Annotated in this window: 20 protein-coding genes and 1 tRNA gene; 11 read left to right on the forward strand and 10 right to left on the reverse strand. The window is 46.1% G+C overall.

Going from position 1 to position 26,119, the window contains the following annotated elements; all coding sequences use genetic code 11:
* Positions 1-44: 44 nt before the first annotated feature.
* Positions 45-302, reverse strand: coding sequence for a hypothetical protein (locus tag QT994_RS27905; protein ID WP_445243930.1), 258 nt, complete (start codon positions 300-302; stop codon positions 45-47).
* Positions 303-368: 66 nt separating this feature from the next.
* A complete protein-coding gene (locus QT994_RS20635) occupies positions 369-3,077 on the reverse strand; it encodes a glycosyltransferase family 39 protein (protein ID WP_333177661.1) in 2,709 nt (902 codons plus the stop codon).
* A gap of 133 nt (positions 3,078-3,210) precedes the next feature.
* Between QT994_RS20635 and QT994_RS20640 the strand changes: the two genes are divergently transcribed.
* Positions 3,211-3,283, forward strand: a tRNA-Phe gene (locus QT994_RS20640).
* Positions 3,284-3,474: 191 nt separating this feature from the next.
* On the opposite strand, the gene QT994_RS27910 is transcribed toward QT994_RS20640, so the two are convergent.
* Both QT994_RS27910 and QT994_RS20650 read right to left on the reverse strand, forming a co-directional pair.
* Positions 3,475-3,630 (reverse strand): DUF4339 domain-containing protein, encoded by a 156-nt coding sequence (locus QT994_RS27910; RefSeq protein ID WP_445243931.1) that lies wholly within the window; start codon positions 3,628-3,630, stop codon positions 3,475-3,477.
* Positions 3,631-4,986: 1,356 nt separating this feature from the next.
* Positions 4,987-5,217, reverse strand: a complete 231-nt coding sequence (locus QT994_RS20650) for a site-specific DNA-methyltransferase (protein WP_333177664.1) — start codon at positions 5,215-5,217, stop codon at positions 4,987-4,989.
* Positions 5,218-5,387: 170 nt separating this feature from the next.
* Between QT994_RS20650 and ribBA the strand changes: the two genes are divergently transcribed.
* The 7 genes from ribBA to QT994_RS20685 all read left to right on the forward strand — a co-directional run bounded on the left by ribBA (position 5,388) and on the right by QT994_RS20685 (position 16,776).
* Positions 5,388-7,103, forward strand: coding sequence for a bifunctional 3,4-dihydroxy-2-butanone-4-phosphate synthase/GTP cyclohydrolase II (gene ribBA / locus QT994_RS20655; protein WP_333177667.1), 1,716 nt, complete (start codon positions 5,388-5,390; stop codon positions 7,101-7,103).
* Between the two features lie 262 nt (positions 7,104-7,365).
* On the forward strand, positions 7,366-7,821 hold the full coding sequence (locus tag QT994_RS20660) for an HAD domain-containing protein (RefSeq protein WP_333177670.1): 456 nt from the start codon (positions 7,366-7,368) through the stop codon (positions 7,819-7,821).
* Between the two features lie 48 nt (positions 7,822-7,869).
* The gene (locus tag QT994_RS20665; RefSeq protein WP_333177673.1) at positions 7,870-9,309 is read left to right on the forward strand and encodes a pentapeptide repeat-containing protein; all 1,440 of its coding nucleotides are present in this window, start codon (positions 7,870-7,872) and stop codon (positions 9,307-9,309) included.
* Positions 9,310-9,407: 98 nt separating this feature from the next.
* The gene (locus QT994_RS20670; protein ID WP_333044759.1) at positions 9,408-11,141 is read left to right on the forward strand and encodes an ATP-binding protein; all 1,734 of its coding nucleotides are present in this window, start codon (positions 9,408-9,410) and stop codon (positions 11,139-11,141) included.
* A gap of 875 nt (positions 11,142-12,016) precedes the next feature.
* On the forward strand, positions 12,017-13,021 hold the full coding sequence (locus QT994_RS20675; protein WP_333177677.1) for an RNA polymerase sigma factor, RpoD/SigA family: 1,005 nt from the start codon (positions 12,017-12,019) through the stop codon (positions 13,019-13,021).
* 531 nt (positions 13,022-13,552) lie between these two features.
* On the forward strand, positions 13,553-14,050 hold the full coding sequence (locus tag QT994_RS20680; protein WP_333177680.1) for a hypothetical protein: 498 nt from the start codon (positions 13,553-13,555) through the stop codon (positions 14,048-14,050).
* Positions 14,051-14,109: 59 nt separating this feature from the next.
* Positions 14,110-16,776: a CHASE4 domain-containing protein gene (locus QT994_RS20685; protein WP_333177682.1), complete on the forward strand. Its 2,667-nt coding sequence runs from the start codon at positions 14,110-14,112 to the stop codon at positions 16,774-16,776.
* 49 nt (positions 16,777-16,825) lie between these two features.
* On the opposite strand, the gene cobO is transcribed toward QT994_RS20685, so the two are convergent.
* From cobO to QT994_RS20700, 3 genes are all read right to left on the reverse strand, one after another.
* The gene (gene cobO / locus QT994_RS20690; protein WP_333177685.1) at positions 16,826-17,452 is read right to left on the reverse strand and encodes a cob(I)yrinic acid a,c-diamide adenosyltransferase; all 627 of its coding nucleotides are present in this window, start codon (positions 17,450-17,452) and stop codon (positions 16,826-16,828) included.
* A 59-nt stretch (positions 17,453-17,511) separates the two neighbouring features.
* Positions 17,512-18,090: a Uma2 family endonuclease gene (locus tag QT994_RS20695; protein ID WP_333177688.1), complete on the reverse strand. Its 579-nt coding sequence runs from the start codon at positions 18,088-18,090 to the stop codon at positions 17,512-17,514.
* A 157-nt stretch (positions 18,091-18,247) separates the two neighbouring features.
* On the reverse strand, positions 18,248-18,871 hold the full coding sequence (locus tag QT994_RS20700; protein ID WP_333177691.1) for a hypothetical protein: 624 nt from the start codon (positions 18,869-18,871) through the stop codon (positions 18,248-18,250).
* A gap of 117 nt (positions 18,872-18,988) precedes the next feature.
* Here QT994_RS20700 and QT994_RS20705 point away from each other — a divergent pair, with 117 nt between their 5' ends.
* From QT994_RS20705 to rimM, 3 genes are all read left to right on the forward strand, one after another.
* On the forward strand, positions 18,989-20,263 hold the full coding sequence (locus QT994_RS20705) for a molybdopterin-binding protein (RefSeq protein WP_333177694.1): 1,275 nt from the start codon (positions 18,989-18,991) through the stop codon (positions 20,261-20,263).
* 117 nt (positions 20,264-20,380) lie between these two features.
* Complete coding sequence (locus QT994_RS20710; RefSeq protein ID WP_006632834.1) at positions 20,381-21,013, forward strand: response regulator; 633 nt, start codon at positions 20,381-20,383, stop codon at positions 21,011-21,013.
* A 163-nt stretch (positions 21,014-21,176) separates the two neighbouring features.
* Positions 21,177-21,818, forward strand: coding sequence for a ribosome maturation factor RimM (gene rimM / locus QT994_RS20715; protein ID WP_333044770.1), 642 nt, complete (start codon positions 21,177-21,179; stop codon positions 21,816-21,818).
* A gap of 77 nt (positions 21,819-21,895) precedes the next feature.
* On the opposite strand, the gene QT994_RS20720 is transcribed toward rimM, so the two are convergent.
* The 3 genes from QT994_RS20720 to QT994_RS20730 form a co-directional block, all read right to left on the reverse strand.
* Entirely contained in the window at positions 21,896-22,354 is a 459-nt protein-coding gene (locus tag QT994_RS20720) for a phosphate-starvation-inducible PsiE family protein (protein WP_333044771.1), read from the reverse strand.
* A gap of 360 nt (positions 22,355-22,714) precedes the next feature.
* Positions 22,715-23,023: an RNA recognition motif domain-containing protein gene (locus QT994_RS20725; protein WP_015179102.1), complete on the reverse strand. Its 309-nt coding sequence runs from the start codon at positions 23,021-23,023 to the stop codon at positions 22,715-22,717.
* A gap of 623 nt (positions 23,024-23,646) precedes the next feature.
* Positions 23,647-25,842, reverse strand: coding sequence for a nitrate reductase (locus tag QT994_RS20730; RefSeq protein ID WP_333177696.1), 2,196 nt, complete (start codon positions 25,840-25,842; stop codon positions 23,647-23,649).
* Between the last annotated feature and the right edge of the window lie 277 nt (positions 25,843-26,119).

Raw genomic sequence — 26,119 nt, forward strand, 5'->3', positions numbered from 1 at the left:
TGATCGCTGGCATTTATAATTATGAACTTTCTTTAAAGACTAAATTAGAGATCGCCTGAGACTTTCGCAAGAGGTCTTTTATAGACACTCAGCGCATTTTGCAACAATTCTGTCACGCGGTTGTGAATTTCGCTGCTAGTTCCTTCGGGATTGAATTTAGGCTGAGTGCAAACAGGTAAATTTTGGATTTCTGGGGGATAATCGCATTCGTGGGAACGGCCCACAATTGCATCTGTTAATCCTAAAAGTGCTACAATTTCGGTGGCACTGGGAATTAGAGAGACAATTCTTGGTTGGTTCATTGGGTTTCTGTTTTTTACCGATTAGGAAGCACAGGTGGGACGCCCGTGCCACAATAAAAGGGATTGTTAAACTTTCAACTTTTTTAAGAATTGCAAATCTTGCCATGCTTGAATGAGATTACCTTGCATCAGAGCCGCTACGCCGTTTAAAACTCTAATTTCCGGTAGATTGGAGTTGAGAGCGAGAGCGGGTTTTAATGCTGTTTGAGCGGCTTTGGGATGCCAGCCGTACAGGTGTACGAAAGCGAGATAGGCGTAAGCGTAAGGGTTTTTTGAGTCGAGTTGAGTGACTTTTTCTAAGGCGGCGATCGCACTTTCGACATTCTGCTGCAATACTCTAGAAAATGCCAAAGCATAAGCCAATTCTAGATTATTGGGTTCTTGCTGCAACCGATATTCTAACGCTTGTTCCGCTTGCAGGGTATAATCTTGAATTGGATCGTACTGATTGATGCGCCCAATCTGCTCGAACACGGGTTCTAAACCTGGCAATCCTTTCGGTAAATTAACCGCCATTGCCCGCAATTGAGTCACCAAATCTAACTCAGGCTGATCTGTATTATCCTCGTTTCCAGGCTCTGCCTGGGAACGCATATCCAGAGGCTCTGCCTCGATCTTAACACTAATTGCCGGCACATTAATCGGATAAGTTTCGCCAGTTTTCCGATTTAGATAAGTAGCTTGCAGATTGTAAGTTCCCGGTGCAATATTAGCAGGAGGAAGCATAGCCGTGCGATCGACAACTCGAAACCCCACAGCAAATTTATCCGCTTCCAGCATCCCCGGATGCAAGGTCGCCTGGGCGATCGCGCGATCGTGTAAAATCCTGAAAGTCTTTCCCGGTGGAATATCGCCAGACTGCTGATTTTGCCACGTTACCAACACTAAACCAGACTGTAACTGCTGCCAAGGCCCAGACCAAGTATAAGTAACAGGCAGCGCGACGCCGGGAACTGCTTTTGCAGCAACAGTAACTTGCTCTAATTCTACTTGCGATCGCGCTTCATTCAATGGCTGTATTTCGACAGGCTGCACTCGCTTGCGATAAAGACTTAAATTAGTATAATCTGGCAAAACCCAAGTTTTATCTAACTCAAAGTTATCACCTTTTTCAATTGCAGTCACCGCTGCATTTTGAGCTTTTTTAATACCTTCGCGAATAGAACCTTGCGGGCCACTTTTAGTTACAAACCAAGATAGCGATCGCACGTCTTGCGGCACTTCTTTTAAATTCGTTCCCACCTGCCGCCCGTAAACCTGAAAATTAGCCAAAGCACCGTAAAAATTCAAATTATGCTGGTTAATTTCCGGCGTCGAAGGCAAGACGCCTAAAGTAGATTGTAAATAAGGTTCCCTATCAATTATTTCGGCAATTACCTCTCGGTGCGGCCACTCTTTCCCCAAATAAGGATAGTTAGAATTTCCGGGACTGATAATTTGAACTAAGCTATGCCCAAAAGCACCTCCCAGCGGCCATATATGGAACAGCATCGCCAGAATTGCCAAGCCAATTGTACCCCAGTGAATTTGTCGTCCCCACCGAGAAGGCCACAGCGTTAAACAGTAGGCTAAGAAAATAGATAAAACTGGCAAATAAGGTATCACATATCGGTCGTCTTTGTTGATATTTAGAGAATTAATTAAATAAGCTCCTCCCCAGAAAACAGCCAGCCAGCGACAGGAGTTGAGATGCAAGAGTGACGAACTATCTTGCCTGCGACGCCAATAAAGTATCAATCCTACTAAGGGAATAAGTAACAGAGGCCAAGAAACCTGTTCGGGTAAGTGCTTACCGTAGTAAATCCAAGCGTCGATCGTATTGAGAGCCGGATCTCCTTCGGCGATCGCAGAATCCAGCGTTGCCCGTTTTCCCCCGGTCAAAATTAACAGCCAATTGGTTTTCGCCCACGGCCCAAACACCGCCACCGACAGCAACAAAGCACCAGTTAATTGACCTAATCTCCCCCAAGCTTTTTGCCGCACAGCACCAACAGCCAACCAGACAATCGGGGTAAATAGAAATAATACGGTAGTGTGTTTAACTAATATTGATAAGCCGAGAGAAATTCCAAAGGCGATCGTCCAAAAGAAAGATGACGCGGAGAGTGAGGGAGTGTGGGAGGGGGAGAGGGGGAGATTGGAGGAGCGGGAGAGGGGGAGATCCGGAGAATGGGGAAAATCTTCCTTGATTTCTCTTCCTTCTTCCTTCTTCCTTCTTCCCTCTTCCTTCTTCCTTCTTCCTTCTTCCTTCTTCCTTCTTCCTTCAGAAGCCTTCCACATTGTCAAACAATAGAAAGCAAAAGTAATCGCCGCAGTGAGGGGATAGTCGAGCAAAAATTGCAAGCGGAACCGATAAAGTCCCGGCAACAAAACGCAAATTGCAGCGGCCCACAAACCGACTTGCCTGTTAAACAGTTGGACGCCCAGACTGTAGACTGAGGCGAGGAGAATTGCACTAAATAATAAATGAACGAGAGTTGCCCGATCGCCCCCAGTACCGAACACCTGAAGAAACGGAACCGTCAAGATGTACACCAAGGGCGGAATTTTCGTCGAAAGCAGCCAGAAATTTGTCCACCACTCCCCGGAAAACCACTGAGGATGCTGCAACGCCTGCAAGTAATTCAGGGTGCTAGTCAGGTATTCTGCCTGATCCCAGGCGGGGACAGATCGATCGAGGGCAAACCAGAGGCGATCGCTAATTGCCCCCAGCAGCCAAATTATGCCCAAGACAAGCAGACTCTTACTCCCGCTGTCCCGATGTTGCTGTGCCATTGCGATTTTGGGTTTTAAGTTGCAGCTTTTAGCTTACAGGCGGGGGGTTCTCGCGCGATCGAAAAATTAATTTATAAAACCCCTTGCTAAATTCCCTATGTGTCTGCTAAGGTGGTTAAGCGTAAAAAAACAAGCCGAGATAGCTCAGTTGGTAGAGCAGTGGACTGAAAATCCACGTGTCCGGAGTTCAAGTCTCCGTCTTGGCATCGCAAAGCCCTCACACAGTTGAGGGCTTTTTTTTAGGAAAAATGCGGGCAATGCAGTCAATTATCTAACTTGATATGCCTGAAAGTTTAGCTGACGAGATTGATTAATCTGTTCGACGTGAATATTTGAAGTTGTGGAGAAGCGTTCAACCCCGCCGAGAATAGTTTTTAGAGTGAATTATTTAACTGTCTTATTTTTGAGTGAGGTACGACGCTAATTCTGGAATTTCACCGGCGCGCTGCCACTCGGCTTCCCCGCGCCGCACTTTGGTTCGGGCTGTGATTTCTTGAATCTCCCATAATTGCAATCTGGTATAGGGCCCTTTGGCTTCTCCGCTGCGAAACACGTACCATTGAGAACTTCAGGAGTTGGCTGGGTCGATCGTCTTACTGACTTCATCCGATTCATTCCTGTTGTGGCTTTGAGCTGATTTAGTTCTTGTTCTACCGGATTCGGAGGCGGTGAGTTAGAATTGGGCGATCGCTTTTTCTTAGCTGAACTCTGACTTTTCTTAGCCTCCGGCTTACCTCTAGCAATTTCTACTTCGCGCGGCCACCCCCAGAAATGCCACACCGCCACCCACACTAGCGCCACGGCAGATCCTAAAATATCTTCTTGTGTTTCTGACCATTCTGAAGACTCTCCAAACAGCAGAAAACCGATCGCACCGAGTACGATCGCTATGAGGTTTAGGTAAATTAGGTTGGTAGTGTCGTTAGCTGCTAAGTGCCAACTGGTTGTGTGCCGAACAAAAGATTGGCTGGTTGCTGTCCTGTTGTGTTTCCAAGCTTTTCGGGCTTGAAGGCGACTGTAACCAGGAGAGTCAGCGGGCCACCACGTCGCGGCCCAATTAACTAGATGCGCTGACCAATACTGCAAAGCTGCATATCCCACTATTCCGCTCAGCAGTACGCAAATAACTAACAGAAAGGTTGTCAGCGGCAGTAGCTGTTTTGGCACGATTTCGGCCGTCGCAACAGTTAGCAGAAAAAACGGAGTACCAGTTAATACTGGAACTAACAAAAGTTCAAGTATCTTTAGAAGCTCTGCATAGAAAATCCATAAGAATTTAAGAAGATTTTTAAGCAGCTTTGCAAAGCGGAAGTGATACAGGTAAGCCGATGCGATCGCAGTTCCTAGAATTAAAGCAATCAGCGCGCCCGAAGAGCTTCTGAGCGGCAGAATAAAAAGGGCGGTCGCCGGAATTCCCATCACGATTGCTGCTGGCAGTGTGAGAAATGCTATAACGCCTTCCCTCCAGTGCTGCCAAGCCGAGACAGTCGCCGGTTGCTGATTGTGTCGGCGAATTTCCACCCACTCTGCAAACTTGGTTAACCCCCAGTGATAGAAAGCAAATAACCAGATTTGGCACAACCAAGCAAGTACGATCGGGGATTCCCAGTCAGAGTTCCTGATGGTGTACCAGTACGTCCTGCTAAATCCGTAGGAATAGTAGTAAGCATTGGGCCACAGTAAAGAAACAATCAGCCAAAAGCTAATGCTTAAGGCAAACCCTCTGGCGCACGATGTAGGATCGGGGAGGAATTTCGGCCAATTATTCATGGTTGGGATAATTTGACGGGATACCAATATTGTCCCATTGCGCCGATCGTTCTGGGCAGTGTGATCTTAAGCCCCGATAGCGTGAGACCGATCGCCCGCTCTGGGACAATTTAAATTAAGTTGCTGCAATTTACCAACTCTAGAATAAAGATAACTGTGCTTCTGTGAGTTCCTTGTCCCTCAAAAAAATATCGATTCTATTAGCCACAATCTGACAGTAATCAGCCCTAATTTCAAATCCAATAACTTGTCGCTGCAAACCCAGAGCCACAATTGCTGTAGTCCCGGAACCCATAAACGGATCTAAAACAATTTCGTTTAAATTCGATGCCGACTTGATGATGTGATCGACGATCTCAGTCAAACTCATGAAATATTGGGGAGAGATTTTGTTGACAAGATGCAATAATTATAGTAAGTGAGTTTAGAAATATTGTCAAACTCATCTGGACTGGGGAATCGCCCTGTCGGAAACAAAAGGTTACAATCACAAATACATTCTATTTCCATAACAATACAGTTTATAGCTTGAACTCCTCAGTGCCAAATAACAACACCTCAACTCAATCCTTTCAATTTGACTCAATTGACAGCGCCCTCGCAGACCTCAAAGCAGGTCGCATGGTGGTAGTAGTCGATGACGAAAATCGCGAAAACGAAGGCGACGTGATTTGTGCCGCCCAATTCGCCACCCCCGACAACATCAATTTCATGGCCGTGAACGCGCGGGGTTTGATTTGTCTAGCATTGAGTGGCGAAAGGCTCGATCGCCTGGAACTGCCCCTCATGGTCAGCAAAAACACCGACAACAACCAAACTGCCTTCACCGTCAGCATCGATGCAGTCAACGGCGTCAGTACCGGCATCTCGGCCGAAGACAGGGCCCGCACCATCCAAGTAGCCATCCACCCGGACACAAAACCTCAAGACTTGCGCCGTCCCGGTCACATTTTTCCCCTGCGGGCGATCGATGGTGGCGTCCTCAAACGCGCCGGTCACACCGAGGCCTCGGTTGACCTCGCCAGACTCGCTGGCCTGTATCCCAGCGGCGTGATCTGCGAAATTCAAAACCCCGACGGTTCGATGGCGAGGTTGCCCGAATTAATCGAGTACGCCAAAACCCACAACCTCAAAATAATCAGTATTGCTGACTTAATTAGCTACCGACTGAAGCACGATCGATTTGTCCGCCGCGAAACAGTCGCCAAATTGCCCACTCAATTCGGCGAGTTTATGATTTACGCCTACCGCGACACTCAAGACAATTCAGAACACGTCGCCGTTGTCAAGGGCGACCCGGCAGAATTTAAAGACAAACCCGTGATGGTGCGGGTGCATTCCGAATGCCTGACCGGCGATGCTTTGGGTTCCCTGCGCTGCGACTGCCGGATGCAACTGCAAGCGGCACTGAAAATGATCGAAAATGTCGGTTCTGGCGTCATTGTTTACTTGCGCCAAGAAGGTCGGGGCATTGGATTAGTCAATAAACTAAAAGCTTACTCGCTGCAAGACTTGGGATTCGATACCGTAGAAGCCAACGAACGGTTGGGATTTCCCGCAGACTTGCGGAACTACGGCGTAGGAGCACAAATGCTTAACGATTTGGGAGTTCAAAAAATTCGGTTGATTACCAACAACCCGCGCAAAATTGCGGGTTTGAAAGGTTACGGGATTGAAGTAGCCGATCGCGTCCCTTTACTAATTGAAGCCACAGATTACAACTCGATCTATCTGGCAACAAAAGCCGAAAAACTCGGTCATATGCTACTGCAAACTTATTTAGTAACAGTGGCGATTCAGTGGAACGAAACGAAGGAAGAAGCTAGAAGCCAGAAAGCCGAAGGAAAAGAGGAAGATTCTGCCATTCAAAATCGGTACGAACACCTCGAAAAGCTGCGGCATTTGGCGGCTAGCCAGCACTTGCTGCTGCAAGAAGAAGCGCGGCCGGTGGGAATAGCCCTTTTCGGAGAAGGCTCCCTCATCGTTCACCTCGGCTTCGATCAAGCCGGACTCGCAGCCCCCGACTGGTACTCGGATGTAAACCATCCTTACGTCAAGGCGATCGGCAAAATTTTGGGTGAAATCAGCACTGAGCCGAATTTGCAAACATTAGAATTCATGGTTTCCTCCGGTGGAGATCCGCTCAAAACCCTGCAAGTTCAGCTCGATCGCGAGACCTTCCCTTTGTCGGAATTAACCGGAATTTGCGATCGGCTCGAACCTCAAAAAATCTACAGTTTTGCTCCTCTTGCCTGAAGGCAGAAGGTAGAAGCCAACCCCCCCTACCCCAGCAGGGGGGAAGGCCGAAGCCAAGAAAAACTGTGGATTTAAGAACAATATTTGTTGATACCAGCATCTTCCTTTCGTCAGAAAGCAGCCACCAATAAAAACAGTGAATAACAATGTTGATTTCAGTCTAACAAGTCGATGTAGCGAACACTTGAGAGAGCATCGTAGATGCACATTTATATTAAGCAGTATTAATAGTCATTAAAATATTCACTACGAATTTTAGTTAATGTTAATTTTTTTAGACATTGATGGTGTACTTATTCCTGACAGAAGGCATGAAACATCGAGCTTGCAAACAGATATAATGAAATTTAATTCAGATTGCCTTAATCACTTTGAAAAGGTCCTTCGTTCCTATCCTGATGCGCGAGTAGTAATTTCATCTTCCTGGCGTGAAATATTCCCCTTCGAGGTAATCCAGGCATTATTTTCACCAGATATCGCTATCCGTATTATCGGATTCACCCCTTTTCTCAACCCCAAAAATATTCATCAACACAAATATTTACGACACCAGGAAGTTCTTGAGTATCTTCGACAAAATCAAGCCGAAAACTCACCTTGGGTAGCAATTGACGATATTCCCGAACACTATCCGCCAGATGTGCCAGTTGTGGCTATTGATGATTACAATGGTTTTGACCAGAACTCAGCAAAGGTACTTTCAGAATATCTAACTTGATTTCAAAGGTTAGGAAAAAAGTATCGGAATAGAGAGGGTAAATTTGACATGGAAATGAACGTTGGTGACTTTCTGCACCGACTCGACCTCAGGGGACAAGCACTTAAAGGCACCAACCTCGGCGGTGCGGAACTCCGGGGAGCCAACCTCAGAGGCACGGATCTCCGAGAAACCAACCTCAGTGGCGCTATGCTCAGGTATGCAGACCTGATTGAAGCCGACCTCAGCGGCGCTAATCTCAGCGGGGCGGATTTAGCTGAATCATTTCTTAATTTAGCTAACCTCACTAGAGCTGATTTGACTGGTGCTGTCCTCCGAGAAGCTAATCTCGTAGGAGCCGAATTCACGGGCGCCAACCTCCAAGAAGCAAGTTTGATCAAGGCTAATTTAGTAGGAGCAAATCTCCACGAAGCCAACTTAACTAGAGCCAACCTTAGCGGAGCCGATTTGCGCGGTTCTCAGTTGAGCGGTGCCATTTTAGACAAGGCTGTATACAACAACCGCACTATCTTCCCCGAAGATATTGATCCGGGTGCAATGGGAGCATTTTTGCTAGCTCCCAATGCTTCGTTCCCTGGCTTAAATCTGGCTATGGTAGATTTGACCGAAGCCGATTTAAAAGGAGCCGATTTGCGGCGGACAAACTTATACAAAGCTATTTTATTTGGCGCAAAACTCGATCGGGCAAACTTAGCAGGAGCCAACCTCAGCGCAGCGGACTTGAGGGAAGCTAGTTTGAGCGGCACGATTTTGGAGAAAGCTGTTTACAGCACCAAAACATTGTTTTCAGAAGGCATTGACCCCGCTCTGGGCGGAGCTTATTTAATTGCTCCCAATGTATCGCTGCAAGGGGTAAACTTAACCGGAGCCGACTTAAACGGGTCAGATTTAAGCGGAGCTAATTTGAGTGGTTCTAACTTAAGTTCGGTTAATCTCAAAAATGTAGACCTCAGCAGAGCTAGCTTAAAAAAAGCTTACCTCAAAGGTGCAAACTTGGAGCAAACAGATTTGAGAGGAGCAGATTTAAGCGGCGCAATTTTACACCAAGTAAACTTGAGTTCTGCTGACCTCCGGGGTGTAGACTTAACAAGGGCTGACCTCAGCGGCGCTAATTTAAGCGATGCCGATTTGAGGGAGACAGATTTCACGGGAGCTACTTTGCTGTTCGCTAACTTGAGCGGGGCCGACTTGAGAGGTGTAGACTTGACAAAAGCTAACCTCAGTGGCGCTAAGTTAACCGAAGCTGACCTCCGAAAAGCAGATTTGATGAGAGTAAATTTGGAGGGAGCAGATTTAACTGAGGCAGACTTGAGCGATGCTCATTTATTCCGAGTTAATCTCAGAGGTGCTAACCTGAAGGGTACTAACCTCAAAGGCGCAAGTTTAAAAGGGGTATTTTTGACAGATGCTTATTTGAGCGAAACCGATTTGGCCGATATACATCTGAGTCCGAGTTTTTTTGAATTGCCACTAGAATCGGAATGGTAATTAGTTGACTGTTAACAATCGAAAATCTAAAATAAAAAATCGCCCATCGAAAATTGCTCGATTATTAACAATCTAAAATCTAAAATCTAAAATCTAAAATGGATCGACCGTTAGGCTCTGTTATTCAAGGCTCCCTGAGCAAGGGATTAGAAGTGCGACTGCACGCCGATGTTTCGGTGGAAGATATGAGGGTGGGGAAATTTCTAGTAGTGCGGGGGGTGCGATCGCACTTTTTCTGTATGCTCACCGACGTGTCTCTCGGAACTTCTAGCGCCCGCATTTTATCGAATCCTCCCAATCCCAACGACGATTTTCTGCTCGCAGTGCTAGCCGGTAGCAGCACCTACGGTACGATCGAACTGTCGCCGATGTTGATGTTGACTGCTGAGAGAGAAAAACAGCAGGCAATTTTCGATCCGACGAAAAACGGCGGAGTTCGCGAGAATAAGCTGGCGTTAGGAAATTTGGCTTCTTTTGAGTCACAAACGGGTGCGGATATTGAGTTGCTGCCGGTTAAAACTATTCCCAGCCACTTTTCCCAGGTGTTTGATGCCAAAGAAACTGATTTTCGGGCTGTTTTTGGCTGGGAAGATGACCCGTACCGCCGCAATTTTGCGATCGGCAAACCGATTGACATGGACGTTGCTGTGTGCTTGGATTTAGACCGATTTGTGGAACGCAGCAACGGAGTTTTTGGCAAGTCGGGAACAGGAAAATCTTTTCTGACTCGCTTGCTTCTATCGGGAATTATTCGCAAGCAAGCTGCTGTTAATTTAATTTTTGATATGCACTCGGAGTACGGGTGGGAAGCTGTTTCGGAAGGGAAACAGTTCAGCACTGTTAAAGGTTTGCGACAGTTGTTTCCCGATAAAATTCAGATTTATACCCTCGATCCAGAATCGACCAAACGCCGGGGAGTCCGCGACGCTCAAGAGTTATTTTTAAGTTTCGATCAAATTGAAGTGGAAGATATCGCGCTGGTGCAGCGCGAGTTGAATTTGTCGGAAGCTAGTATCGAAAATGCGATTATTTTGCGAAATGAGTTGGGAAGTGGTTGGATAAACAAGTTGCTGGAAATGACCAACGAAGATATCCAAATGTTTTGCGAAGAAAAGCGGGGAAATAAGTCTTCGATTATGGCTTTGCAGCGCAAATTAGAGCGACTGAATGATTTAAAATACATTCGCAAACGCTGTCCGAAAAATTATGTAACTGAAGTTTTGCAGTGTTTGGACGGTGGCAAAAATGTGGTAATTGAGTTTGGTTCCCACTCGGATTTGCTGTCGTATATGTTGGCGGCAAACGTGATTACTCGCCGCATTCACCAAGCTTATGTACGGAAAGCGGAGAAGTTTTTGCAGAGTAAAAATCCGTGCGATCGCCCGCAGCCATTGGTGATTACCATTGAGGAAGCTCACCGCTTTCTCGATCCGGCGATCGTGCGATCGACTATTTTCGGTACAATTGCCCGAGAAATGCGAAAATACTTCGTAACTCTGCTGATTGTAGACCAGCGTCCCTCCGGCATCGATGCTGAAGTCATGTCGCAAGTCGGCACCAGGATCACAGCTTTGTTAAACGACGATAAAGACATTGATGCTATTTTTACCGGCGTTTCGGGAGGGCAGAGTTTGCGTTCAGTTTTGGCAAAACTCGACTCCAAACAGCAAGCATTAGTTTTGGGGCACGCCGTACCCATGCCCGTAGTGGTGCAAACTCGCCCCTACGACGAGCAATTCTACAGAGAAATCGGGGATATTGACTGGCAAGAAATGCCCGACGAACAAGTATTTGCCGAGGCAGAATCTGCTAAAATGGATTTGGGATTTTAGATTGAGAACTTCTAGATTTATTACAGAACTTAGGCAAATGTCACTCTAAAGTAGTCTTTGCGAACAATTGGCCGCTGGCAATGACAGGAAGATCTGATTTTTGCCTCAGTTATAAACGAAAAAGTGCGATCGAACGTCAAAAAAATTAGCCCCCACCTTTCAGTCAGAACCTTTTCCCCTTTCACCCCCTCACCCCTCATCCCTAACTGCCCAAAATTTGCATAAGCTTAAACATGATGGAGATGATGGAGCCTCGCAGCACAATGAAAGTCAAACAGGGCAACAGCCAGCCTTTATACACCTTGTCGTTACTCGTAGCAGAATTGGATTAGCATATTTAAATAAAAATGTCAATAAATATTTTAAACAGTTACTCGCATCTAATACGGCGATCGAGTTCGGTTATCTCGCATCCCACCATCTAGGCAGCGAGAAAATTTCAAGCGATGATGGAACAGAGAGCAAAACAAAGCCCTCGAATTGCATGAGTCTGTTTGCATGAGTATTGTGAAGTTGAGTGGCAGTTAAAACTAACAGGGAATTCAAAACCTTAAGGAAAAATGTAGAATCTTGACCTTAAGACAGAGGCTTTTACCCTTTACGATCCTCAAAATTGGGAATAATATTGAGAAAACTAAACTCTTGCTTCACTTCGCCTTGAACTAGCCGTTAAAGCTAGCGAGCTACCGAAAATCGACGGGGATTACTGGAAAATCCAGCACAAAAGTAATCCCAAACAAAAAGCTTCTACCGATCGTCACCGATAAACAGGAGGGGAAACATCCCCTTTGTCGCAGTCTTTATCCCACTTGCAAAAGTGGGACAGGGTATCACCAACTTTTTATCTGTTGTTACAAGGAGTGCAATACTCACCCATGTCCACCACAACCCCCAAAAACAAAACAGTGAAAGCCGATCGCATGGGCAGCCGGCCATACTCCTCAACGGATACGGTTCGTACCTATCTGCACGAGATCGGTCGCGTACCCCTGCTAACCCGAGAAGAAGAAATTGTTTTCGGGAAGCAGGTGCAGCAAATGATGAAATTAATCGAAGCAAAACAAGCACTTGCTAAAGAATGGCAGCGGGATCTGACGAATCAAGAGTGGGCTGCCGAAATGGAGTTGACCGAAGTTGAACTTAGCCGGATATTACAAATAGGGCGGCGGGCCAAGCAAAAGATGATTGAAGCCAATTTGCGGCTAGTAGTGGCGATCGCCAAAAAATACCAAAAACGCAATATGGAATTCTTGGATTTAATTCAAGAAGGCACCCTTGGTTTAGAACGAGGAGTCGAAAAATTTGACCCGATGCGGGGATACAAATTTTCTACTTATGCCTACTGGTGGATTCGGCAAGCAATTACCCGCGCGATCGCCCAACACGCCCGCACAATTCGATTGCCAATTCACATCACCGAAAAACTCAACAAAATCAAAAAAGTGCAGCGGGAACTTACCCAGCAGTTGGGCCGGTCTCCCTCCCCCGGGGAAATTGCCGCAGCCTTGGAACTGCACCCTTCCCAAATTCGGGAATACCTGCTGATGGCAAGACATCCAGTTTCTTTGGACTTGCGGGTAGGAGACAACCAAGATACCGAACTGCAAGAACTCTTAGAAGACGAAACGGCATCTCCAGACAACTACATTACCTCGGAATTGCTGCGGCAAGACCTCGATACTTTGATATCAGAACTGACCCCCCAGCAGCGAGATGTGATAATTCTGCGCTTCGGCTTGGAAGACGGCACAGAAATGTCTCTGGCGAAAGTGGGAGAACGCCTCAATCTCAGCCGGGAACGGGTGCGACAGCTAGAACATCAAGCCCTCGCCCACCTGCGGCGCCGCCAATCTCAAGTCCGAGAATACTTGGCTAGTTAGTCACTAAAAAAGTTGAGATTTCCCAAAATCTCAACTTTTTTACGTGTTGGCGCGGCTAGGAAGGATAGTTTTGTACCAGTTGAAAAAAAGAATGTAACTGTAGGCGCGTGATTCAAGCCCTTAAAGAATAGGTCAATCGATTTTAGATTTTAAATTTTAGATTAAAGAATTGAAGCATTGACCCCACGGATAAATTCGGGGGGCAAGTTTCATCGGATACAGGTTTTTTATTTCTGAACGGATGAATCCGGGGGCTTGTATCCTGGATGCTTTCGGTCATTCCCAATTCTGCAATTCTTTAATCTAAAATTTAAAATCTAAAATGGTATTATTTGAGAGGTCGATCGCACTTTCGGGGCGGTCGCAAAATTTGTCAAAACTAATTTTAGATTTAAGTTCAGGAACCGGGCGGGCGATTATTCCTTCAAGTTAATAGCCAACGTTAAGCCAGATACCCGGTTTCTCTACGAGCTTTGTGAAACTGGTACAAGAGGCGCTTGGAACCAGCTATTTTAAATTTTGGGGTCTGGAGTGGTTTTGACTTATTTGATATTGACAGGAAGTTTAGAAGCGATCGCGATCGTGCTTGCTATTTTGCCCGGTAACTTCAGCATCGCATTTCCCGCACGCCGGGCACACGACTCGGACATCAAATCCGGCGTTTTAAGCTCGCAATCTCAGCCCAATCCTGGGCAAGATACAGCTAGCACAGGTTTAGCAGATGGCATTTACCTCTACGGCCAGTCGAGCAAGCCAGAGGAAATTAAACAAGAATATTTTGTATTTGAAATGCGACAAAGTAAGGTAGTCGGCGCTTTTTACCTGCCTCGGTCTGCTTTTTACTGTTTTTACGGCACAAGCGATCGAACTCAGTTAAATTTAACAGTAGTGGACAGTTACGACGGCAGCCGCTCTCCCTACTCGGTAAACCTGGAACAGTATTACCCAATTTCCACCATCAGCGAGAACGATCGGCGCATCTTGGGTATTTGCAAAGAATCTCACAAACAGCAGGTGTGGGAAAAGTAGGAAACACGCGCTCTGCCACCAGTCAATCGATTTTAGATTTTAGATTTTAGATTTTAGAATTGAAGAAAGCAACCCCACTGATACATTGGGGGCCCCCGGATCAAATTGCTTTCGGTCACGGTTCAGGAAACAGTAGTAAAATTGCTCCTGAGTTGAGAATTTCGGATGGACACCACACACATGGCAAGATGAAACTGCGTTGGAAAACACTATCGATCGTTGGCATTACCATCGCTGGGCTGACTGGCATTCTGTATGTCGCCTCCTCAAGCATCCTCTTGGGCAGCCTGATCAAAGCAGAGGAACAAGAAGCCACACAGGTTGTCAGGGGAGTGCTAAGCGTGTTCGGGCAAACTGCAGATGACTTCAACTCGCGCTTTGCCGACTGGTCGTCCTGGGACGACACCTACACCTTCATCCAAAACCGCAACTCAAAATTCATTGCCTCCAATTTAATTCCAGAAGGGCTGGCTAATATAAGAGTTAATATAGCCATTTTTGTCAATACTTCTGGCAAAATAGTTTACAGTACGGGTTTCGACAGCCAAAAGGTGAAACTAACGCCTGTTCCAGAAGCATTAAAACGGCGCATTTCTCTCAGCGACTCGCTGTTGCAGCACCCCAACGCCAAAAGCAGCCTGGCTGGTATCCTGCTGCTACCGTCAGGGCCAATACTGATTACTTCCCGCCCCATTCTCACGACTAAAAGCACCGGCCCGATCCGAGGTACTCTGATATTCGGGCGGAATTTAGATGCTGCGAGCATTGCGAAGGTTTCTAAAATTACTCGCTTGCCACTCATTGTACACAGCGTTAATGAGCCTCAGTTGCCTGCAGACTTTCAGAAAGCGCGGGAGAAACTGTCGGAAAAAAAACCGATTTTTGTGCGTCCTTTAAGCGAAGAGTCGATCGCGGGTTACGCTCTGATCCGCGATATTTATAATCAACCGGCGCTGCTATTGCGGGTGGATATCCCCAGAGAAATATACCGGCAAGGTCACATTAGTTTGCTGTACCTGCTGGTGTCTGTAGCGTTAGCCGGAGTTGGGTTTGTCGGCTGCACTCTGCTGCTGCTAGAGCGTCTGGTGCTGTCTCGGTTGAGCGGTTTGGCGAAAGCAGTGAACCACGTCAGCCGCAGCCAAGACCTCTCGGTGCGACTACCGGTGACGGGCGAAGACGAGTTGTCCGACCTTGCCCATACTATCAATGGAATGCTGAGTGCGATCGCCCAAGCCGAAAGCGAACAACTTGAGGAAAAAGCCCGCTACCGAGCCGTCGTGGAGCAAGCTACAGATTGTATATTCCTGTGGGACGCTCAAACCAAACGCCTTTTGGAAGCAAATACAGCGTTTAGAGACTTACTCGATTACAGTCATGATGCGATTTCGCAACTAACTATTTACGATATCATCGCTTACTCTAAAGACCTAATTGACAACAATATCGAGTTGCTGCTGACGGACAAACAATTCAGAATTGGCGAAGTTCTCTATCGCCGCCGAGACGGTTCCTGCGTGGACGTGGAAGTGAGCGGGAGCGTGATTTCCTACGGCGGTCGCGAAATTATTTGCACTGTTGTCCGCGACATTACCGAGCGCAAGCAAGCCGAAGCCGAACTGCGAGCCTCAGAAGAACGCTACAGACTTTTGTTTAAAAATAACCCCCATCCAATGTGGGTTTACGATTTAGAAACTCTGGAATTTATAGCCGTCAATGAGGCTGCTATCCACCACTACGGCTACACTCGCGACGAATTTCTCAACATGACCGTTGCGGACATTCGTCCCCCCCAAGAGGTGCCGAGATTGCTAGAAAATATCTCCCAAGTAGATGTCGGTATTGAGTTTGCAGGTGTGTGGCAGCACCAGAAAAAAGACGGAACAATTATTGATGTAGAAATTACTTCTTATGCCATGATCTTTGATAGTAGAAATGCTGAATTAGTGCTGGCTCACGACGTGACCGACCGCTTGCAAGCCGAGGCCGAACTCTACAAGGCAAAGGAAGCCGCAGAAGCAGCTAGTTTGGCTAAAAGTCAGTTTTTAGCTAACATGAGCCACGAACTGCGAACTCCTCTGAATGCGATTATCGGTTACAGCGAGATTCTGCAAGAAGAGGCTTTAGATTTGGGCGAAGAAGATTTTGTGTCGGATTTGGAGAGAATTCACAATTCAGGCCAGCTTTTACTTTCCTTAATTAATGATATTCTGGACTTGTCGAAGATTGAAGTCGGTCACGCGGAACTGGAATTAGAAACTTTTGACGTGTCCGAGGCAGTTCAAGATGTAGCCAGAACTGTGGAACCGCTATTTTTGCGAAACACTAATCGCCTGAATGTGGAGTGTCCTAATAATATTGGCGAATTGTATGCCGATCAAACTAAGTTTACTCAAATTTTGTTTAATTTGCTCAGCAATGCAGCTAAGTTTACTCATAAAGGGACAATTACACTCAGCGTTGAAAGAATAAAAAATGACGAGAATAGTGGGAATTCGGAACAGTTAATTATTAAGTGTACTGATACGGGGATTGGGATTACTCCTGAACAGCTACAAAAGTTATTTCAACCTTTTACGCAAGCTGATGCTTCGACTACCCGCAAGTACGGAGGTACGGGTTTGGGCTTGGCAATAGCGCAGAAATACTCTCAGATGCTGGGGGGAGAAATTACTGTGAGTAGTGAGTTTGGCAAGGGGTCAACTTTTACTCTGATGTTGCCAGCATAGCTCTTTTTAAAATTTGAGAGGGGCGCCCAAGTCTTGACTACAAACAACATTAATACTCAATACCTGCTTGAGCTTTAATGCCTTGTTCTCGAAATGGATGCTTAACTAAAGTCATTTCTGTCACCAAATCTGCCCGTTCAATTAGCGCTGGCGGGGCACCTCTGCCTGTTAAAATAATGTGGGTTTCTTCGGGTTTTTGGTCTAACCCGGAAAGCACTTGCTCGACTTGCAAATAACCTAGTTTTAATGCTATATTGACTTCATCTAGAAGAACTAATTTAAATTCGGGATTGCAGATAAAAGTTAGGGATTTTTCCCAGGCTTTTTGAGCTGTTTCGATATCTCGCTCGCGGTCTTGTGTGTCCCACGTAAAGCCTTCCCCCATTGCGTGGAATTCTAGCTGTTTTTCCCAGAGTTGAAAAACGGCTTTTTCTGCGGGTTCCCAAGCTCCCTTGATAAATTGTACTATAGCGACGCGGTATCCGTGACCGAGCGATCGCACAACCATTCCCAAAGCGGCCGTAGTTTTGCCTTTACCGTTACCCGTATTGACAATTATTAAACCTTTGTCTTTGGAAGCACCGGCAATTCGCTGCGCCTGCACTTCTTGACGGCGCTGCATTTTCTGTTTGTGTTGTTCCGCTGTTAAGCCAGTGGTTTCTGTAGTGGTTTCCATTAGATTTTTTTTAACCGCAGATGAATGCCAATAAACGCTGATAGTGGAAAGATGTCTAGTTATTGCCACAGTATTTGCAAGTTTAGCACGAAACCTGGTAAAATATCTTCTCCGGAAAGTTCCGTTGGACATTGCAAAACTTCTTTTTCTTGTCCTTGGCGATAGATTTCGACTCTCCGGGTTTTGCGGTTGATTAACCAGCCTAGTTTTACTTGGTTATTCATGTATTCTTGCATTTTGTCTTGAGTATCTTTTAAACTGTCGGTTGGCGACATTAACTCTAAGACAAAATCTGGGGCAATGGGAGGAAATTTTTGTTTTTGTTCGGGAGTAAGTGCGTCCCATCTTGATTTTTCAATCCAAGAGACATCGGGAGAACGGTTTGCACCGCTTGGCAGTTTGAAGCAAGTTGAAGAATCGAAACAAATTCCCAGTTGAGTTTGTCTGTTCCAAATCACAAAGTCAGCATTAATTTCTGAATTGTAATTTCCGGTTTCTCCTCCTGTGGGTGACATAACAATTATTTCTCCTTTGGCATTGCGTTCAAATTTGACATCGGGGTTTTCACGACACAGTTGATAAAATTGGTCGTCGCTTATTTGGGCGATCGAGTTGAAGTTGATGGTAACTGCTATCATAGTATTTTATCAGGATGCGTTGGGATTTTTCAGCCACATAATGTATATGAATGCGCCTAATTGCCGAGCGAGTCAGATGCTGTAAATATTATTAATGTGGGAGAGGATTTGAGTTGTATTTTTGGAGAGGCACTGGTGATATCATTATATCATCTACTTATAACGAGTTCTCAATATTTTTATAAAAAGCTTTTTGCAAGAAGCACTTACAGACATACCAATAGTAAAATGCAATGTTGATTTTGCTAAACAATTTAGGTAATCCCTCTAGTAAGCTGGAAAAAATCTGGTTTTTTAAATGTAGGGAATCTACGCCGATCGCAAAAAACAACAAGCCCAAACCAGCTAACAGTATTTGGTAGGGAGTCAAGTGGAGTTCTCGCCGAAAAAACCAGCCGTAGGATGACAAAACAACGGCGTACAAAAGACTTACTCCTAGCTTGGGAATTCCCACTGCTACCATATATATATGAATTCTGTAAATTTCATTTAGTAAAAATCCACCTGTTAAGAAAGCCGAAAAGAGAATAAATCGATTTTCGGAAGTGCGCGGTTGAATACTTTGAGCTAATTTATAGGTAAAAGTACAAACAATGACTGGTACAGAACATAAAATCTGGAAAGTCCGAGTTAACAAGGCGACATTGGGATTGGGGGAAAAATAAGGGTGAAAGAATAAATCGCTGACTTTTAAGCCGGAAAGTTGAGTAAAAATTATCAGCAGCGCCACTAGGAAGAAGGATAAACAATTTAGTCGGACAACCAACCGAGAAATAGTCATAAGCAATTAATACCAAAAATTAGGTTTACTGCCACACTACAAAAAAATTATATCACCAATATCTCTGGATATTTTGCTAAACTTAATCAGGAGTGTTATCAAAACAAGGAGACAGTGATGCTGTCAGTGAAAGAAGCAGAATCGATCGTTCTAAATTTGGCGCAACCTCTCGACAGTCAGCGGGATGTAGAAACTGTAGACTTGCTGGCAGCATCGGGGCGCATTTTGGCGACAGCCGTCACTGGTTCCCTGGATTTTCCTTATTGGGACAATTCAGCAATGGATGGGTACGCGGTGCGGTTTGCGGATGTCGAAAACTGTAACGCCGACAAACCGATCGCACTTGATATCGTTGAAGAAATTCCAGCCGGATATCAGCCTCAAAATACCGTCCACTCGGGGCAAGCGGCGCGGATTTTTACGGGTGGGGTGATGCCTGCGGGTGCTGATACGGTGGTAATGCAGGAAGAAACAAGGCGTGAGGGCGATCGTATTTTTATCTTAGTTTCTCCTGAAAAACCGCAAGCATTTGTCAGGCACAAAGGCGCTTTTTATCAAGCAGGAACAACTTTGCTAACTCCCGGTACAGTTATCAATGCCCCTGAAATTGCGGTGTTAGCAACTGCCCAGTGTATTCAAGTTCCGGTTTATCGGCGGCTGCGGGTGGCAATTTTTTCTACGGGTGACGAATTGGTCTCGCCAGACGAACCTTTGGCACCCGGGAAACTGGTAGACTCGAATCAGTATGCTTTGACAGTTTTGTTGGCACAAATGGGATTTGATCCGATTCGATTTGGCATTGTTCCTGATAATGAAGAGGCGTTAAAAAAGGCGATATCCCGGGCTGTTGCTACGGCGGATGTGGTGCTTTCTACGGGCGGTGTCTCGGTAGGAGACTACGATTATATTGAAAAAATTTTGGGGGATTTGGGAGGAAAAGTTCACGTTAGTTCTGTGGCGATTAAGCCGGGAAAACCTTTAACAGTTGCTGGGTTTAAACGAGGTGAAAAAAATCAGGATTCGCCGAGTTGGAGTTCGGATTGTCTCTATTTTGGTTTGCCCGGAAATCCGGTTTCTGCTTTAGTCTGCTGTTGGCGGTTCGTGGTACCTGCTTTGAGAAAGATGTCTGGGCTTGCCCCGGATGCTTGGGGGCCGGAGTTTGTCAAAGCTAGGTGTAATGCTGAATTGCCTTCCCCAGGCAAGCGCGAAACTTATGTTTGGGGTAAACTACATTTAGTTGCGGGCGTGTGGGAATTTGAACCTGCTACTGGCAGCCAAAATTCAGCGAATTTAATTAACCTCGCCAATACAAGTGGTTTAGCAGTTTTGCCACCAGCGGACACCGGGATTGAACCGGGCGAATTCGTTGAAGTTTTAAAAATTAGTCATTAGTTATTTGTTATTGGTTCAGTATAAGTTCATGTAAAATATTAACAACTAAGTAATCTTCCTTTTTCCTGACATCCGTTACCTCCGTTACACAATCCGTTGCCGAACTTCCTTCGTATTATGAGAATTTTAATTGTTGAAGATGACCCGATGATGCAACTGGGATTAGAGCAAGTTTTAGCCGATTCCCCAGAAATAGAAATAGTAGGACAAGCAGAAGACGGCTATTTAGGCGTAGCAGCAGCACTGAAACTAAAACCTGATATTATTGTAATGGATATCGGTTTGCCGCGGCTGGACGGCATAGCAGCGACGCAGCAAATTAAAGCACAACTGCCAGAAGTTCGAGTAGTAATGTTAACTTCTCACACGGCAGAAACTGAAATTATTGCGGCCCTTTCTAGCGGTGCTGATGCTTATTGCATTAAAGGTGCTTCCGTAGACAGGCTGTTAGCAGCGATTGCAGCCGCAGCAGAGGGCGCTACATACCTTGACCCCCAAATTGCCCGGACTGTCATAGAACACCTCAAGCCCCCAATACCTGCCTCTACAACTACTTTTGGTCAGTTGTCACAGCGGGAATTGGAGGTGTTAAAATTAATGGTGGAAGGTAACAGCAATCCCGAGATAGCAGCGGCGCTTTACTTGAGCCCAAATACTATTAAAACTCACGTTCGCGGTATTATGAATAAGTTGGCAGTGGATGACCGCGTGCAAGCAGCAGTTGTAGCGCTGAGAACTGGATTGGTGTAAAGAAGGAAGAAGGAAGAAGGAAGAAGGAAGAAGGAAGAGGGAGAAGGGAAGAGGGAAGAAGGAATAAAAATAATTCAACATTTTTCAGTTGCCACTCCCCAATTCTCCATTTCAAACACCAAATTTCCATTATCAATTACTAGCAATTTGAGTGATATAATGTATGTCTGAATGGATAGAAATCGGTAAAATTGTAGCAGCTCAAGGTTTGGACGGGGAAGTGCGAGTCTATCCCGATTCGGATTTCCCGGAAAGGTTTATCGAACCGGGGAAGCGGTGGATTCTGCGCCCTAACAAAAGTGAACCGGAACCGATCGAGTTTTTGGGCGGTCGCTACATTCCGGGCAAAGGGCTGTATGCTGTAGAGGTAGAGGGTGTGGAAGACCGCGATAGTGCTGAGGCGCTGCGGGGCTGTAAGTTGTTTGTTGAAAAGACCGATCGACCTTACCTGGAAGGTGATGAGTTTTACGTCCAAGATTTGATCGGTATGGAAGTTTTTAACCAGTTAACCGGGGAAATCCTAGGCAAGGTAAGTGATATTATTCCCGCAGGTAACGACCTTTTAGAAGTAGAAACGAATCTAACGCCGCCGGAAACTGTCGTTGCAGAATTAGAAAAACCAAAACAGCCTGAAACTCCCAAAGCCAACGCTGACCCCAGAAATACCCGCAAACCACGGAAAATTCGCGCTAAAGAGCCTAAATCCACAAAAATTTTGATTCCTTTTGTGGAAGAGATTGTGCCAGTTGTTGACTTAGAACAAGGCCGAATTGAAATTGTGCCTCCTCCTGGTTTGTTGGAATAATATCATGTCCGGTCGAGCGACCGGACATGATATTAGTTATTAACAATTTCCAATCCCCAATTCCCCATTTCCCAATATTAATTATTTCCTTTATTTGTGTACCGCACTATCAAGTAACTGATGGAAAGCGCAAAAATTGCAATCGCCAAACCAATCAAGTCGGCTGCGGTTTTCTTTTCCAGGTCAAGAATGATGATTTTTCGAGATACTGCTATCAAAGAAGTTACAATAACTAGCTCTACTTGAATTATGTGCTTTTTCAGATAAGCTGTAATATTTTCCAAGATTTCCAGAGCAATTAAAACATTTAAAAATAACCCAAATATGACAAATAACGTGTCTTTTAACAAATTATCAGTGTGGTTTACCAAGTCTTTTGCTAAAAAAATCAGCAAATCGCAAACGCTGACGATAATTACCAAAATCATCGCCAGTGATAAAATTTTCGATATTATTACCTCTACACTTTCTGTAAAATGCAGAAAATTTTCCTCATTCCCTAACTTAGAAATTTGCCTAAATATTTTTTTCAGCATACCCGTGATTTAGTCATCTTTCTTGATGATTCTGTCATTGTTCGGTACACTTTGCAAGCGCCCAACTCTGGGATGGCCTGGTTTCGCGGCGGCGACAGGTTGCTGGGGAAGGTGACTCTCTGGGCCTGTTATATTTTATAATTTTTCGTGTCAGCTAGGAATCGATCGCACGCGATCGAACTCCTGATTAATAATTTTTGCCATAAAAAAGCCTCAAAATATTGTCTAGCAATATTTTGAGGCTTTTAAGGCGAGGTGCAATCACTGAACTAACTATCTATTCTCAACAGAGAATGATTGTTTACTCCCAGCTTGCTCCGACGCAATATACAAGCTAGCTAAAAATTTAGCTCGGGTGGTTTAGTAGCGACGAGAATTGCCACCGCGATCGTTGTTACCCCAGTTACCGCCGCCACTAGGACGTTCTTCGCGGGGTTTTGCCTTATTGACCTTGAGGTCGCGACCCATCCACTCAGCACCGTCAAGAGCCTCAATGGCTGCAGCTTCTTCTGCTTCAGTAGACATTTCTACAAAAGCGAAGCCGCGCATCCGACCTGTTTCCCGGTCAGCAGGCAACTGAACGCGCTTTACTGTTCCGTACTCTCCAAAAGTTTGGTTGAGGTGCTCCTGCGTTACTTCGTAGGATAAATTGCCGACATAGATTGACATTGAACATTCTCCAGAATCAGAGTGTGTAGAGATTTAAATCCGGAGGAACGCCGATCGAACGAACTGCACTGCCGAAAATAAAGCCTTGTAAAACGATTATAGCACCTTGAGGTGCAAACGGCAATTGTCTGACTCGATTAATTAAAAACAAAGCACAAGCCTTTGGCCATAAGGCATTCAGCCGAAGCAAAAACCCCCAATCTAGAAGGAAAAACTCAGAATAAATAAATTTAGTTTTCCTTGTTCCCGGGCTCTGCCGGGGAAACGCAGGCTGTAGGCTGCGTAAGCGCATAACGATTTTAGGTTTTAGATCTGGGAGTTGAGATTTAAGATTTATGTGTAGGGTATGTCCGGGTTCAAAATTGCTTGATCGAGAGAGGTTGTTACCCTAAAAAACGGATACAAGCCCCGGACGGCTGTCGGGAAGAGTGCAAAATTTTAGACTCTTGTTCAAGAACCCAGATTCATGTGTGTAGTAAATCTTCAATCTTCGACTGAGCGCGATTGACTGAGCGCTACCCGAACGTATCGCCGAACGTCCACCACGTCCTCCCCAGGTCGATCGCCCGGGGCTTCCCGCTCGTTCTTCAGTGATTTGTAACATCCCGTAGTTGGACGCCAGCTCAAGAAGTGACGGCGAGGGTGGATTTTGCCCAATTAAATTCCCCAACTTCCGCAGCAACTTCTGCGACAACTTCCGTCGCAGTTTCTGGCCCAACCAGCACCAACTGCACTGCACAAGCTTTTAACTCGGGCTGTTTGGAATCTGGACAGCTTGCAGCATGAGTCATGGCATTGGCTTCAGCACCTTCAGCCCACAGAGAACCCCAGTGCATGGGTACAAATAGCGTACCTGGGGCGATCGCCTTTGTGACTTTTGCTGGAAACTGCGCCTTGCCGCGGCGCGATCGAACTTCCAGCAAATCCCCCTCCTTAATCTGCAATTTGGCAGCATCGCGGGGGTGAATTTCCAAAAACGGATCGGGGTGCAATTGATTAATTTTTTCTGTTCTACCCGTCCGCGTCATCGTGTGCCAGTGTCCGTAAACTCTCCCTGTCGTCAACACAAACGGATAATTGGGATCGGGAGGTTCTGCCAGTCCCCGGGAGTGATATGCCGCAAATCTCGCCCGCGCGTCAGGAGTGTGAAAACGCCTGTCAGTATACAGCCGTTTCGCTTCTTGGGCTGGATGGACAGGCTCGTTTTCGCGACAAGGCCACTGCTGTGGCCCTTTTTGGCGGATGTATTCGTGGCTCAGACCGGTCATGTCGCAAGGCTGGCCCCGCGTCAACTGCGCGTACTCTGTAAAAACCTCGGCACTGTTCTCGAAAGCAAAGTGTTCAGCAAAACCCAATCGGCGGCCGACTTCAGCGAAAATGCTCCAGTCGTCGCGGGCTTCCCCGGAGGGAGTGTCGAAACCGGGACAAAAGGTAACGCGGCGTTCGGAATTCGTCATTACTCCGGTTTTTTCGCTCCACTGCGTTGCCGGCAGCAGGATGTGAGCGTAGGCGGAGGTTTCAGTGGGATAGTAAGCTTCTTGATAAATAGTAAAGGGCGATCGCAGCAAAGCGGCTTTAGTGCGTTCCAAATCCGGCATACTCACCACCGGATTGGTAGCTGCAATCCACAGCAACTCGACTTCACCAGTTTCCAAACCGGTAATCATCTCCCAAGCTGTGCGGCCCGGATTCGGGGAAATGCTTCCCGGTGCGATTCCCCAAAACTCCTCCACTTGGGTTCTGTGTTGGGCATTTTTCACAAATCGGTAGCCTGGGAGCAAGTGAGACAGTCCTCCGGCTTCCCGCCCTCCCATGGCGTTTGGCTGGCCGGTGAGGGAAAACGGGCCACATCCCGGTTTGCCGATTTGACCGGTCATCAAGTGCAAATTAATCAGCGATCGCACCTTTGCCGTGCCTTCCGACGACTGATTCATCCCCATCGACCACAGCGACAAAACGCGCTGCGACTGTTCCCAGTAGTTTGCCGCCGTTTCTAACTCGCTGACAGTAATGCCACAGCGCGAGGCTACAAACTCCGGCGTGTAGCTGCTAATAACCTCAGCAAAAGCTGAAAAATTCTCCGTGCATTCTTGAATAAACTCAGAATCTATTGCTTGCCTGCGTAACAGCAAATAGGCAATTCCGTTAAGCAAATCTATATCCGTACCCGGTTTAATTGCTAAGTGCAAATCCGCCGCTTCAGCAGTCGGAGTTCGCCTTGGATCTACCACAATCATCTTAACATGGGGGTGCTTTTTGTGGTATTTTGCTAATCGATTAAATACGATCGGATGGCATTCCGCTGTATTGCTGCCAATAATAAAAGCGCAATCTGTTAATTCTAAATCGTCGTAACAGCAAGGCGGCCCGTCCGAGCCAAAGCTTTGAACGTATCCAGAGACTGCTGAAGACATACACAAGCGAGAATTAGCATCAAAATTATTAGTACCCAGACAACCTTTCAGTAGTTTCTGGGCAATATAATAATCTTCTGTAACGAACTGACCCGAACCGTAAACGCACAAAGCATCGGGGCCGCTGGTGCTGCGAATTGTTTGGATGCGGTTAACAATTGCATCTAGAGCTTCGTCCCAGCTAGCGCGGCGGAACGGTTGGTCGAGAGTATCTCGCATCATCGGATACATTAGCCGATCGCTCCGAATCGACTCTGCTACGGTTGCTCCCTTAATACAAACCATGCCCTGACTCGATGGGTGATTGCGATCGCCCCGCACTTTCCAACTTTGTTTTTTGTCGGCTACAACTTCAAGACCGCAACCTACACCGCAGTAAGGGCAAAGAGTTTTTATAGTTTCCATCTGGTGATTTTAGATGCTAATTTTTGAAAGCTAATGGGTAAGTGGTAATTCATTATTATAGTCGGAACTGAAGGCTCCTGCAAATAACCTGTCAATCCTTACTAAATTACCGCAAAAATGCTTCCCAGAAACGGACAATACCCTGATTTAAAATTACCCGCTCTCTTAGTAAAACTCGCGCTCGCTCTCGCTTGTAGTCAGCTTCTGACTGCTACTAAATCTCACTCAAACATAGGAAATTCCAACCTAACTCTTGTCACCCCAAGAATGGGGGATA

It is taken from the genome of Microcoleus sp. S13_B4 (assembly GCF_036700885.1).
Lineage (GTDB): Bacteria > Cyanobacteriota > Cyanobacteriia > Cyanobacteriales > Microcoleaceae > Microcoleus.